Genomic DNA, 15,018 nt, shown 5'->3' with positions numbered 1-15,018 from the left:
ATATAAAGGAGAAATATGAAAGCTGGTTATTGAAGAAGATTTGGTAGTAATTTTATAGACACTTTATTGTTTTATTTGACATTTGGAATTTATTTTATAATTTATATAGTGTTTTTTTGTCAAGGTAAAAAAAGTGTTGGAATGGAAGCTACAAAAATAAAATATTCAAACCCTGATGCAATGGGGGCGTTGTATGGGTTTTCAATCTTAGCAAATATTTTTTATATTTTAATAATCCCTTTAATAATAGATTTCTTTAAAGTTATTCTTAGAGAAGGTACATTTGCTGAAAGATGATCTCAAAATTTTCTTATCGAAGAAGAAAGAAATGTCAATTTTAATAAATACAAATAAATAAAAGGTGGACTTATAACTTCAATAGTTGGAGATCAGGTTCATTAATTGCAACACTGTTTATATTTATTATTATATTCTTAACTATTTACAATCCTTATTCTTCTTTATCTTATAATAACCCTGTTGTTTCAAGTAAATTGGATGCTACTAGGTTATCTTCTTTTTTCTTATATTTTTCATTAATAATAGTATTTAATACAGTACCTTTTTTAATTGTGATTATATTCAGTTCTATAGGTCTAAGAGAATATAATAATAAAATGATTTTAATCAGCTCAATACTTGGTATAGTAATTTCAGTACTAAATTTTTCAATATTAGGTTTTGTTGGAAGTGTAATAGCTTTATCTGCATCAAAAGAGAACTAAAACTTTAAATTATTTTATAGAGTTTTTTATAAAATAATTGATATAGTTTGTTTAATTATTTTAAATAATATATGTAAGAATATGCAAGCACCTATTATTGTATTTTAGGAGAAAATAAATGAGTTTTATAAAGAAAAAATTAAAGCAAATTCATAAAATTAAAACTGATACTATTTTAAATAGTCTTTTTTTATTGTCTTTGAGTTATACAAATAATAATAATAATTTATTAATAAATAATGAAAGGTTTTTATATAACCATCTTGGTAAAAATGAACTAAAAATAAAAGAAAGTAGAGTAGACTTAAAAATAGTAATAAATTTAGAAAAACTTAAAAAAGATTGAAAACGCCAAAATAAACAGCATAAATTTAATTCAAATTATATTATTCAAAATTATGTTAGTTATGAAAAAGAATATGACTTAAATTTTAACTTATTTTTAAAAAGTATAAAAACTTCAAATTTTTTATATAATAAAAATTTTATTGAAAATAAATACGTTTTTATCGAAAGGGTGTTGTATTTAGATGAAAATCACATAATTGATAAAATTAACTCATTATATGAAGCTAATAATACATATTCTATATCTAGTACAAGTGACAGGTTAGTAAGAGAACTTTTAATTAAAAAAGATCATGTAATTAGAATTTTTTGATATGAAATAGACGTTGATTTAACAAATAAAGGGATTGATTATATTAATATTAATTTTTGAACAAGAAATTGGAAATATTTAGCAACGTGCTTTTTAAGTGTAATTAGCTTAGCAATTTCTATATGAGCTATTTTTATGAAATAAAAATACATAAAACTAATTTTATAAACTCAAAACTAGTTTTATAACTTTTACTCATATAATAAAATTATATGAGTAAAAGAAAGGATTATATCTATGAAAAAATTATTAGCTTTTTTAAATGTTTATTCATTTACTTTCATTTCTGTTTCTAGTATATCAGCTTGTGGAAATACATTTCCAAGTTATAATTCAAATGATAAAATCTTTAATACAATTAATAAAATACAAAATGAAATTATAGATAAAAAAGTCAGATCATTAAATAAAGAAGATATTATTAAAAACATTATAAAAGTAACTAATAATGATAGCAATATTTTTTTTGAGCAAAATGATAATGTAAATAAAGATGATATCTTAATTGATATAAAAATCAATAAAACTAACAATAAAAGTTTTGAAACAACTTTAAGTTTTTATAAATCAATAAAACATGAAGCAAGTTACTCATTTAGCAGCATTTCTACATATGATTCAGATTTTACTTTTCTTAAAAAATTAGAAAATGTCGAAAAAATAATGATAGATTCAAATGATGTATCAAACAGCGATTCATACAATGATGCAAGAGTATATATTAAAAACTACTTAAAACTAGAAAGTATTAATTTAAAGCCTATAGAAAATATAGAACAATTTGATAAATGATATATTTCAGAAAATAGCGAAAATGAAGACGATACTTTTGTTAGTATTTCTATGAAACAAGTTGCAAATAATAAATCCGAACTTAGCAAATTTGAGCTAAGTGCTTCAAACTCAAATGATAAACAAATTATAACTGTTAAAAATATGTATACTGCAGATAAAACTATTAAAACAAATGTTGATGAAATTAATGTATATTGAGGAGAAAGATTTGAAATTAAAATATTAAACTTTTCTTTAATAGAAAATCTTTTATATGAAAACTATTCTAGTTTGAAAAAACTAAATTATGATTCTAAAACAGGTATATTAAGTGGTTATGCTTTAAAAGAAAAAGAAAACTATCTTTTAACAGATTCTACTGAAAATATTCTTTTATATTCAACTAGTTTTATTCCAAAAAGAATCACAATAAATATAAATAAATTGAATGTTTTTGAAAATATTTCAAGCAAAGAAGTAAATCTTTCAACTTTAAAAGAAACAAAATTAATTGTAAATAAAAATGTTGATAAAGTTACTTTTTCTGAATCAAAAAAGAATAAATTAAATCGTGAAAATATTGTATTTGTAAACAAACAATCAATAAAAGATGATAGTCAAGTTGTATATGAAAAAAATGAACAAATAATATTAAAAGGTTGAGAAGCTAGTGAAGAAAATAAATTCGAAGCGTCGTTATTAATTAATTATAAATTTGATATTAATGGTGAAATTTTTGATCAAGAAGTTAATTATTATAATATGACTTTTACAGTAAAAGAGTGAGATAAAAGTTTAGATATTTTTTCTTATGAAAAACAAATTTCTTTAAAAGCTTCCTCAAGTCCTCCAAAATATTTTAATTATGATTTTGATAATAACAATAATACTATTCATATATATACAAATGCAGTTAGAATGGGTTTTTATTTTGATCGTGAGTTTTCTAGAAAAATTAATAAACCTAACTCTTTAATTGTAGAAAATAATAATATTATACAGTCTCGTTTTAACTTGTATAATATTTATCCAAAAGATAAAGAACCTAACAATAGTTTAAAATCAATCGATATAGGAATAAAAAATATTGAAGAGTTTAAAAAAGTAGGTAAAACTTCTTTAACTTATAATAAAGGGAATAGTAATCTTGAGAGTTTTACAATTGAAATACATTATAAAGAAAGTTAATTGGTGATATTATGAATAAATTATTAAAACTGATTTGAGGTTTATCATTAACTTCATCAATTACCATACCAATTGTTTCATGTTCAAATAGAAGGGATATTATTTCTGAAAATGATCTTATAAAAATGATTAAAGATAAATTTGATAAAAAAGATATTTATTATTGATCATTTGATACTGTAAAAAATGAACTAGAACAATTATTTATGATTTATAGTGATTATATTTTTATAAATAATTTTATAAATCCTTATAGAGAAGGTTATTTAATTAAATTAAATAATATTGACGATTCAAATTCAAAAATAAAATTTAATATTAATGCTACAAAAATTATAAAAAAAGACGGGGTTTTTACAGAAGATAGTGATATTTTTTTTGATGAAACATATGAAAATTTAAAATACGTTGATAAAGTTGTTGTAAAACAAAATAATTATGAAACTGATTTTTATAGTAAAAATATTTCTATAGAAATATTAAATTTAGAAAAGTTAGAAAATATTAGTTATAGAATTGATGGAAATAAACAAGCAGTTGAAAGTTGTGGTTTTGATCCAAATAAAAACAACATATTTAATGTTAAATTGAAATATGATTCTAGTATAGAAGCTATAAATAATGATATAACTATTTATTTTAAAGCAAATAATACTTGAACTGATTCTATTGTGTATATAAATTATAAAGATAAAACTTTTAAAAGTGAAATAGAAACTGATTTTGATAATAATTCAGAACTACATTGAGGTGATGAGTTTATTTTTAATATTTTGAACTATACAAAATATGAAAATCTTAATATTACTTACTGGTATGATAATTATGAACTTGCTGATGATATTAATTTTAAAAATGGAAACTTTAAATCAACTTTATATTTTAAAGACGATAATTTGAATAAGTTTTTAGAAAATGAAAGATTTGCTTTAAAAATAACAGCAAGCAACGTAGCTACTCCAACAATCGTTTTTATTACAATAAATAAAATAAATATTTTAAATAATTATAAAGAACATAATGTTCTTATAAAAGTTAATGAAGATAATTCTTTTGATTTTAATAAAAAAATTAAATCTAAAAAAATAAGTTTTACTGAATCTAACTATAAAGATTATCTAATTTTTAAAAACGGAATTAAAAATAATGATGTAATTGACTTTAGTAATACTAATAGAATGATTATTGACAGTTGAATTTATAATAAAAGCAATCGATATTTTCTTGCTAATATAGATTATGAATATGAATTTACTCTAATTAACAATAAAACTATTTCTAAAAATTTAAAGCAAAATTTATACTTTGAAGTAGAAAAGTATAATAAAAACGACATAAATGTTAATGATGATACCTTTAAAATAGAATCAGAAGATAAAGAGCTAAATTATACTCTTTCAAATAATGTGTTTAATGTAAAAACAAAATTAGAATATTTTATTTTAAAAATAAAAACAGAAGAATATAGAAAATTTAACTCAGAAATTAAATTATATTATTCATCAGAAACATATTTAAAACTAGACTATTATTCATTTAGTATTGAACAAATGGGTAAACAATATTGTGATGTTAAAGTAAGCTTTGTAGGTTTTAAAGAAGATTACTTAGAAGATAATTTAACTGCCGAATTACATTTTGGGTATGGGGACAACGTATGTAAAATTACTATAAACATAAGTGATGTAAAATAATTTGAGGAAAGATTGAAATGAAATTTAAAAATATTGAGATTATTTTTGATAATAAATCGAAAGAAGATTTTTTAAAATATAAAAATATAATTGGAATAATAAAGGGTCACCCCAAACTACATATATTTTAACAAATTACTCTCAAAAATTTCTTTGGGAGTATTTTTTAATTTGTTTATTATTCTATTATTAGAATAATTTCATATATAATCTTTCATTCAATTTATAAAAGTTCCATTATCTTCAAACTTATAACCTACATAATGATTTTGTTTTATGCTTTTAAAAAATGTTTCTACTATCGAGTTTTGTCAAGAAGCATATCCATCTGTCATGCTTTGAATAATATTGTAATTGTTACAAAATTCTTTCATAATTAAGCTCCTAAATTGTGATCCTCTATCCATTTGGATAATGCTGTTTTTTACATCATATTCATCAACTAAAAGTTTCATACTATTAATAAGTTCTTCGTTTGTTTGATTGTTTGCAAAATATGTTATTAAAGGTAGTCTAGAATATATATCTATATAAGCAAATAAGTAATTTTTTTTGTTTTTTATTTTGCACTCCGAAATATCTAAAAAAATTTTTTCTAACATTTTATTTGCAATAAACTCGATTTTATTTGTTTCTTGATTTTTTAATAAATTGGGAGCTGTATTTATTGGATCTTTGCTTTTTTTAGTATAAGCTTTTCATTTTCTACTTTTTTCACAATTTTCAGTAACTAGATTTTGTGTTTTCATAGAACTCAAGACCATTTTTCGACCTAAACCAAATTTTAGTGCATTTTTTTTGTGCCCTCATTTTCGATGAGTTCCATATTTTGAATATTTATCGTAAAAAACTTGGTTTATAAATAAGTCATAACTTGTGTCTCTTATGGTCATATATTCTTTTGAACCATTTGATAATCATTTATTATAAGCTTTTAGATTAATATTTAAAAGATTAATTAGTCATGATAATGCTATATTTTTTGCTCGTAATTTTTTGCTATTTTATACAATTCGATATTTACTTTTTGTTTTTTCATTCCTTTACTAGAGATACGTATACTTTTCCATAACTTCTACTTTACTTGTTAGTTTTTTATTCTCTTTTTCTTTAATTTGCATCTCTCTTCTTAAATGTTCCAACTCTTGTTTCATTGTTTCAAACTCAACTTCTTTATTTATTTTAGGTTTTCTACCTCTCTTTGCATCAATTAGCCCAGCAATTCCTTTTTGTTTATAACGATTTTGTCAAATATAAATAGTTGATGTTTGTTTAATATTAAATTTTAAAGCTAACTTTCTTGCGCTTATATCTGTATTTGTAAACTCATCTATTATTTTCTTTTTTATTCAGCACTAAATAAAATAGTTTTTGCCATAAAAAAAATCACCCCAAACTACATAATTTTTATGTGTTGGGGTGACACTTTAGTATAATTTTATGTTTTTTTTAACATAATGCATACTTAGAGAATTATATTTTTCTTTATATCATTATCTATTTTATTTTTTTAAATTTCTCAGGTGATTTTATGATTAAAAGATTATATTCAATATTTTTTATACTTTTTTTACTTTCTATATATATGTTTTTTTGATCAACCAAGTATTTCTGCAATTATATTTATATTATGAAGTTTATTTGATAAACCTTTTATAACTTCTAATTTTATTTGTTTAGTTATATCTATTTCAATTTCTCAAACAATTTATGTGCAAGTATATTTTACTTCGACATAATCAATTGTTATTCATAATTTTGATAAGAGTATTTGTAAAGTGAAAGTACTTTCTTTTAAATTGAAAATATAATAAATGCATATTAATAACATTAGAAAAGAGGAGATAACAAATGAAAAAAATATTATGCTTATTGTCTACTATAACTTTAACGGCAGCAACTGTATCTTATGTTGTTGCTTGTCCTAAAAAAAGTTCACAAAATGAAAACAATCAAGATGGCGAAAAACTTCCAGAACTGCCAAATTATGATCTAGCTCTTGTAGATTATTTAAAAGAAGTAAGTGAAATTATTAATTCTGAAATTAAAAGTGCAAGTGAAAATTGATTTCAAGAAGTAAATGATGACTCTAGTTATTTATTTATTAAACCTAAAGTAATTAAAATGATAGATGGTATTAACGAAGATACAGCAACATCATTAAAAAATATTTTTGAAAATCCTAAAAACAATGATAAAAAAGTTGAGTTCTTAAGTGATTTTAAAGGTTTAATTAATCATCAAAGAATAAATGAAAGTATTATAAAATTAAAATGAAAAGAAAAATATAGTATATTGTTAAATAATGTTAACGAAAACGAATTATTTTCAATTGATGAAGATAAATTATTAACAAATGAAGAGGGTGGAATTAAATTTTCTGAAACAGATCAAGGCAGCTCAAATATTTTTAAAATAAGAAATGAGTCTAAGGAATCATATATTAGTATAAATGTAAAGTTTAATTTTATACTAAGATATTCTGAAAATGATACAACACAGTCAATTAAAGAAGATAGAACTTTTAAAGATTTTGGTTTTAATTTTATTTCTACTTCAAATAAAGCACTTACTTCTTTAATAAACAAAAAAGTAAAGGAGTTAAAATATGCATTTTTAGGTGCTAATAAATTTAACACTTTAATTAAGAAAACAAATTTTGTTGATGATGATAAATTTATAACAAATAATAAAGATGAAGTAAAAAGTTTAATAGAAGAAAAGTTTAGTGAGGATGGATTTAAAAAAGCAATTTCTGATAAAATTAAAGAAGATACAAATTTAAATGAAAATATAAATATTGATTTTAGTAATGATCCAAATCAAAAAATTGTTGAATTAAATGATGAAAATTTAAATGCTGATGGTGAGTATTGAGATTACTCATTAAAAGCTACAACTAATAGTAAATTTAAATGAAAAAACAATGATGATTATTCAATAACTCCAAATTTGATAAAAAATGAAGAGTTGTATAATTATATTTTCAAAAATATTTCTATAGAAAAAACAAAAGATAATTATGATAAATCTTTATATGATTATGTAAAAAATAATTACAAAACTTGATTAGCTGATTACTATGCAAGTGTGTCAAATGATGAAGAATCAAAAGACATAAAAGCTTTAAAAAAATCTACAAACATGGGATTATTTAATATTAAAGGATTAAAGCTAAAAATCAATAATTTTTCAGTTGATTTAAATGAATTTTATATTGCAGTAGGATATCAAGTTAGTGATGAAGAAATTACAAGTTCTGATTTAAATGAAAATTCTGTAATTTTTAAATCAATTATTGCGAACTTACAAAAAGGAATAGAATCTTATCATAAAACTTTTGGAATTGAGAATACATCAGATGAATATAAAATTGCTGCTTTTAGTGGTGAAATATATGATAAAAACCTATGAGATAGTTTTGATCTAAATTATATTTCTGGTATATATACTGGTAAAAATAAAGGCATTGCTATGATGTATTGAAAATCTGTTTTAAAAAAAATTAGTAAAGTTTTATCGCTTGATATTTCTAATAGAAATGATAATGGAATTGAAATTCAAGATACAGCAAGAAAAATTTTATTAAAAGAAGGTAACCAAACAATATATAATTGAGAATTTTTAACAGAAACATTAGTAAGTTTTATATTGAAAAATGAGATTAATGGTAATCATAATACAAATGGATTTTATATGGACACAATTTATTATCATGGAGATGATACATCTGATATAAGATTCAAGTTAAACTTCTTAAATGTTACATTTACTACTGATAGAATTTGAAAATTACGTAAAAGTGAATCAGAGATGTATAGAGACAGATCAATTATTGAAAATACAAGAAAAAAATAATTATATTTTTATAAAATAATAGAGCAATTTTTAATTATGTCTTAAATAATAGACTTAAAAAAGATTGTTTTTTTATTTTAATTTAATTATATAAGTTGCTTAAAAAAATTAATATACATCTTTATAAAATTTATAATAGTACTAAGCTGCCTAGTTTCATTAAGATTACCAAACTGAATATACATTAATTAATTATTTACAAAAAAATCTTTGTAATTAATTATTAATTTGTTAACTATTATATTGGTTAATTTTTGATAACAACATTACATTTTGTTTTGGATTAATTAATCGTTATTATGGCAATTAAACATAAATTAACGCTATTATTTGAATGTTTATAAGAAGATCTTACAAACTTTCTGTTTGAATATTTTACTAATATTAATGATTATGTTTGCAATTAACAAGCTAATGTATCAAAATTTTAATTGTAAGCGATTATGTCACAAAACAATATATTCATAAATGCTTTTTATATTTATTTGTTGTTATTTTATATTTTTGATTTTAAATATTCTTTTTTAATTGTATATTCATTACCATAAAGTTTATGATTGTCTACTTATATTACATTATAAATATCATTGTCAATTAAACAATAATATTTTTTATCTTAAATTTTCATAGCAATAATTTTTGTATTTTTAGTTTAAATATAGGTTAATAACTTAACAAACAAATTTTTTAGTTCGAATTCTTTTTAGCCATTTTATTTGGAGGGAGCAAAAGTTCTCTCAACTAAAGATTTTTTGGGGTATAGAGGTAGTTTTTGATGATATTTTCAACAATTGAAAAATAAATTGCAATTAAGTACGTACCCTTCAAAGTCTATATTTATTTTAGAGATACACATTTTTGAATATAGTTAAATATTTGTAAAATTCAATATGTAGAAGGATCTTTGTAAATATAATATTGACACTATGTTGCTTATTGTTTACAAAAATAACCTAATAATTTTTTTGTAAATTTTATCAATTATAACGTGTGTGATTTTTAATTAACAAAGAATATGTTTTTGGATTTATGATGTTAAGTTTGTTTAATCAATATTCTATAACTTATAATTTTATTTGTCTTATTATGTCAAATTCAATTTTCTAAAAGTTTTACTTCAAAGTATATTTTCTTTATTGCTTAATTACTTAATATTTAGAAAAAAATCTAATAATTCAACCAAACTTTGGTAATTTAATCATAATTTTCAATATAATATAAATAGATAAACAAATTAGTTTTTCATGCTAACTGATTAACTTAAACTAACATATTTTTTTGTTTGGTCTATATTTTATGCATTAAAAATAAATAAAAATAGCAATAAACTCTTATGCAAAAGAAGGTAATCACATGAATCTCAGAGAAAAACTTATTTTAGTTTTAAAAGAAACTCATAATCAATTAAAAATAGTTATAATAAACAATTTATTAGAATGTTTTGATAAAAATATTTTTCTTCCAATTCAAACAATTTCAAATAATTGTTTTGTTAGTAAATCTGCAATATCTAAGTTTTGTAATAAACTTGGTTTTACAGGTTATAGAGAATTAGTAAGTAGACTTAAATTTGAAAGAGAAAACTATTTAAATATTCTAGATAATAAAATGGAAATTAAATCATATGATGATACAAAAAATTATTTTATAAATTGTATCAGTTTTTTTGATAATTATAAAGAAAAACTACTCACAATTGCTGAACTTATTAAAAATGATACTTATATTGTTGCTTCTAATCAATTAATTAATCAAGCAAAAATACTTTATTTTTATTTAAATAAAAAAGGTTATAAAGTATTTTTTACAGAAATGCTTGTTGCTAACTACAATTTAGATATAAATTTAAAAAACTCTACAGTTTTATTTTTAGTAGGAGGAATGGAAGTTGGGGGTATATTTAATGTTTATCACAAAATAAAATACAACAATAATATTATTTTCCTTACAAGTACTGCTTTAAGTACTAGAATTGATAAATGTGAAGTTAAAATCATTTTTGATTTAAATAATTCATCAACTAGTTATTATTTGAGAAGTGTATTAGTAGGTTATTTAATAGCTCAAATAATAAATATTGTCAACTAGTTTCTTTTTTAGAAACTAGTTTTTGATTTAATGGGTTTTATAGAATAAATTTCTATATTTTGTAATTATATACTCGTAGGAGGATGAATGAAAAAAGTAGAAATATATGCACCAATCTCAGGTTATTTAAAAAACATCACACAGTCTAGTGATAATACATTCAAATCTAAAATGTTGGGTGAAGGTTTTTTAATAATTCCTGATGGGACCGAATTGCATAACGTATTTAATGAATCAAGTATAGAGATGATTTTTGATACTAAACATGCATTTTTTGTTAAATCAGTTTATGGTCCAAAAGCTTTATTTCATATTGGAATTGATACAGTTAAATTAAAGGGAGAACCTTTTCATTTTTTAAAAAATGAACACGACTTTATCAAATTAAATGAAGTTATTTTAAAAATAGACTATGATCAAATTAAAAACAATAACTTATCTAATGAAACCATTGTTGTATTTGAAAATATAAAAAAAGTTATATTGCAAAAAAGCGGAAAGGTAAAACAAGGTGAATTAATAGGTTATATAGTTATAGAAGATGATATTGTACAAACTAAATTTGAACTAAACGAAACAAAGTTTTTAAAAGCAGCAAAAGAAATATTAAATTTAATAGGGGGTAAAAGTAATTTTTTAACCCATTATAATTGCATGACAAGACTTAGATTTTCAATAAACAATAAAAATTTAGTTGAAGAAGATAAAATTAAAAAATTAGCAATTGTTAAAGGGGTCAACTGAAGTGGACAAGAATTGCAAATTATCATTGGAGGAGAGGTTTATAAAGTTAAAGAAGAAATCGATAAACTAAACAATGAAGATATCAAAATAGAAATTAAAAATACTAAAAAAAGTTTTAAAGATAAAACATTAGGTTTTATAAGTGGAGTAGTAGTCCCAACTATACCAATTATTTTAGCAGCAGGTATATTAATGGCTATAAAATCATTATTAATTCAGTTTAATGTCATTGATGATATTAAAAATTATGAACAAATGAAGAATGCAAAAATATTTTCAGCTTTTATATACATAATATCAGAAGTTGGTATTGGAATGTTAGGTATATTTTTATGCATTAGTACTGTTAAATATCTTAAAGGAAATATTATTGTTGGAGCATTAATTGGAGTTGCAATCGCTAGTCCTTATTTAATGTGAGGGGTTAACTATACTTTATTCGAATGAGGATTTTTAAAAATTAAATTAGGAGGTTATTATAATTCTATAATTCCACAAGTTGTTGCAGGATCATTATATGTATATATTGATAAATGAGTAAAATCATGAATGCCACCTTCTATAGATATATGTTTTAGAACTGCAATATCATTTAGTACAGTAATGCTACTAGTTATGTTTGTATTAGGACCAATTCTTGGAATTATAGAAGGTTTTGTTGGTGTTAGTGTCAATTGACTTGGAAATATCCCTTATGGAATAGGTACTATGTTGTTTGCACTTTTATGACAACCACTTGTACTTACAGGTGTTCATGTACCTGTTATAGTGACTGTGATTCAAAATTTACCAAGTCCATTATATGCAGCAACAGTCTTTGGGGTCTTTGGACAATTAGGTGCTGTTATTTGTATAGGTAATTGAACAACAAATTATAAAACAAAAGAAATTGCATATTCTACAATTCCTTCTGCACTTGTCGGAATTACCGAACCAATTATCTATGGAATTACTTTACCAAGATTAACACCTTTTATTTCAGGTTGTTTAGGTGCTGGTTTTGCAGGTTTAGTTACAGGATTATTAAAAATAAATGCTTCGGTAGCTGGAGGAATGGGGTTTTTAGGTGTAACAAGATTTTTACCGGGAGGAGCTTATCAAATAGGAATATTCTTTTTAGGTTCATTTATTTCTATTGGAGCTTCATATATTTTTACATTTTTGATGTACAAAGAAAGACTTGAAGAAAATCATTCAACTAAAAAAGTTAACAAAATTTTTGTAAAATTTATGAAATTAAATAAAATTATAATTAATGATAAAAATAATCAATTATTAAATGATTTAAACAAAGAGTTTAAATTTACAAAACAAGATAAAATGTTGATTAAAAGTATAGAAAAAAAATTATCAAAATACTCTAGAATGGATTCTAAGATTAATATTTTAACAGATAAGCAAAACGAAGATATTATTAAATTAGAAAACAAAAAAGATTTTGCAATTAACAACTCAATTAAAATGAATAATTTAGAAATAAAAATTAAAAAAATTAAAAATGATGCAAAACTTGAAAATTATTTAAATATTAAGCAAAACTTTTTAAATAGTTATCAAGAAGCTTTAAAAACATTAAGCGGCTTACAAGTTTTAATGCTTAATAAAATAAAAAATACGTTGAATAAATACTTTATTAAAAATGAAAATCTTGAAAATATTATGAACAATTACTTTAACTCAATTCACTCTCTAGATATACATTTTGATTTAACTGAGTGTAAAAATAATTTATTAACTTTGAATAAAAAGAGGGTTAAAGAACATGTTTCCTAAAAACTTTTTAATTGGAGGTGGTGTTTCTGCGCCACAAGTTGAAGGTGCTTATAATATTAATGGAAAATCTTTAACTGTAGCTGATTTAAAATATTTTGAAGATGTAAAAAATCGAAAAGATATAACAAATTTAAAAACAACTAGTTCAAAAAAAATTGACTACGCTTTACAAAATGAGTCAGATTTATACTTTCCCAAAAGAGAAGGAATAGATTTTTATCATAGATATAAAGAAGATATTAAGTTAATTGCAGATATGGGAATGAATGCTTTTAGATTTTCAATTTCTTGATCAAGAATAATTCCAAATATTGATGATGGCAAGGTATGTCAAAAGGGAATAAAATTTTATAAGAATATTATAAAAGAATGTAAAAAATTTAATCTAGAGCCCATTGTTACAATTTCTCATTTTGATTTACCTTATAAAATTGTTCAAAAATATGGAGGATGAAAAAATAAAAAAGTTATTAGTTTATTTACTGAATATGCAAGTGTAGTATTAAATGAGCTTAAAGATTTTGTAAAATATTGAATACCATTTAATGAAATCAATGCTACTATTTTTACAACTTTTGTAAGTGCTGGAATAATTGCAGACAAAGAAGATAATTTATTAGAAAGTTGTTATCAAGCTTTACATAATCAATTTGTTGCAAATGCAAAAACTATTAAAATAGCAAAAAAAATTAACAAAGACTTTCAAATGGGTTGTATGTTAGCTCAAGCAACTTGTTATTCACTAGATTGTAAACCTGAAAATGTTTTATATAATTTAAAAGAGCAAGAAAAAAAAGTTTATTTTTATTATGATTTAATGGCTAAGGGTGAGTATCCAACTTATATGTTAAAATATTTTATTGATAATAACATTAATATTGCTTTTGATGAGTCTGAACTTGAATTGATTAAAGAAAATAAAATTGATTTTATATCATTTAGTTATTATATGAGTGGAGTTAATTCTTTAAATAAAAATTTAACATCAGAAGCTAATCTTTTTAAACTTGAAAAAAATCCATATTTAAATGAAAGTGAATGAGGATGACAAATAGATTCAATTGGGTTAAGAATAACATTAAATGATTTGTGAGATAGATACAAACTACCTTTGTTTATAGCAGAAAATGGAATAGGTATAAATGATAAGCTTGAAAAAGATTTAACAATAAAAGATGATAGAAGAATTAACTATTTAGAATTACATTTAAAAGAATTAAAAAATGCAATTAATGATGGAGTTAACGTGTTTGGATACATAACTTGAACACCAATCGATGTTGTTTCATCTGCAAGTAATGAAATGTCAAAAAGATATGGATTGATATATGTTGATCAAGATGATAATGGTAATGGTTCAAAAAAAAGATATAAAAAAAATAGCTATTATTGATTTCAAAAGTATTTAAAAAACCATTTACAATAATCTATCAAACAAAATTGATTTGTAATTAAAAATTTATAGATTTATAAAAATATTAACTTAAAATTTACTTCCAAATATTGATAAGTT

9 protein-coding genes are annotated in these 15,018 nt (G+C 21.7%); 8 read left to right on the top strand and 1 reads right to left on the bottom strand.

Translation table 4 applies throughout. The features are described from left to right. Positions 1–15 precede the first annotated feature (15 nt). The 4 genes from SGLAD_RS03320 to SGLAD_RS03305 all read left to right on the top strand — a co-directional run bounded on the left by SGLAD_RS03320 (position 16) and on the right by SGLAD_RS03305 (position 5,042). The gene (locus SGLAD_RS03320) at positions 16–354 is read left to right on the top strand and encodes a hypothetical protein (RefSeq protein ID WP_134297627.1); all 339 of its coding nucleotides are present in this window, start codon (positions 16–18) and stop codon (positions 352–354) included. A 489-nt stretch (positions 355–843) separates the two neighbouring features. After that, on the top strand, positions 844–1,530 hold the full coding sequence (locus SGLAD_RS03315; protein WP_134297626.1) for a hypothetical protein: 687 nt from the start codon (positions 844–846) through the stop codon (positions 1,528–1,530). Between the two features lie 93 nt (positions 1,531–1,623). Next, positions 1,624–3,348 (top strand): hypothetical protein, encoded by a 1,725-nt coding sequence (locus tag SGLAD_RS03310; RefSeq protein ID WP_134297625.1) that lies wholly within the window; start codon positions 1,624–1,626, stop codon positions 3,346–3,348. Positions 3,349–3,359: 11 nt separating this feature from the next. Then, a complete protein-coding gene (locus SGLAD_RS03305) occupies positions 3,360–5,042 on the top strand; it encodes a hypothetical protein (RefSeq protein ID WP_134297624.1) in 1,683 nt (560 codons plus the stop codon). Between the two features lie 116 nt (positions 5,043–5,158). Here the strand turns inward: SGLAD_RS03305 and SGLAD_RS03300 are convergent, their stop codons facing one another. Then, positions 5,159–5,935 (bottom strand): DDE-type integrase/transposase/recombinase, encoded by a 777-nt coding sequence (locus SGLAD_RS03300; protein WP_134297623.1) that lies wholly within the window; start codon positions 5,933–5,935, stop codon positions 5,159–5,161. A 958-nt stretch (positions 5,936–6,893) separates the two neighbouring features. Here SGLAD_RS03300 and SGLAD_RS03295 point away from each other — a divergent pair. The 4 genes from SGLAD_RS03295 (at position 6,894) to SGLAD_RS03280 (ending at position 14,931) form a co-directional block, all read left to right on the top strand. Beyond that, positions 6,894–8,900 carry a hypothetical protein gene (locus SGLAD_RS03295; RefSeq protein WP_134297622.1) on the top strand — a complete coding sequence of 669 codons (2,007 nt, stop codon included), beginning with the start codon at positions 6,894–6,896 and terminating at the stop codon, positions 8,898–8,900. Positions 8,901–10,253: 1,353 nt separating this feature from the next. Then, complete coding sequence (locus tag SGLAD_RS03290; protein ID WP_134297621.1) at positions 10,254–10,988, top strand: MurR/RpiR family transcriptional regulator; 735 nt, start codon at positions 10,254–10,256, stop codon at positions 10,986–10,988. A gap of 87 nt (positions 10,989–11,075) precedes the next feature. After that, the gene (locus SGLAD_RS03285; protein ID WP_134297620.1) at positions 11,076–13,505 is read left to right on the top strand and encodes a glucose PTS transporter subunit IIA; all 2,430 of its coding nucleotides are present in this window, start codon (positions 11,076–11,078) and stop codon (positions 13,503–13,505) included. Next, the gene (locus tag SGLAD_RS03280) at positions 13,495–14,931 is read left to right on the top strand and encodes a glycoside hydrolase family 1 protein (protein ID WP_134297619.1); all 1,437 of its coding nucleotides are present in this window, start codon (positions 13,495–13,497) and stop codon (positions 14,929–14,931) included. Before SGLAD_RS03285 ends, SGLAD_RS03280 begins: the two co-directional genes overlap by 11 nt. The last annotated feature ends 87 nt before the right edge of the window (positions 14,932–15,018 follow it).

The sequence above is a fragment of the Spiroplasma gladiatoris genome, from assembly GCF_004379335.1.
In the GTDB taxonomy this organism is placed as follows: domain Bacteria; phylum Bacillota_I; class Bacilli_A; order Mycoplasmatales; family Mycoplasmataceae; genus Spiroplasma_A; species Spiroplasma_A gladiatoris.
Note: the sequence above shows the minus strand (reverse complement) of the source record. Positions and strands in the feature narration are given on the sequence as shown.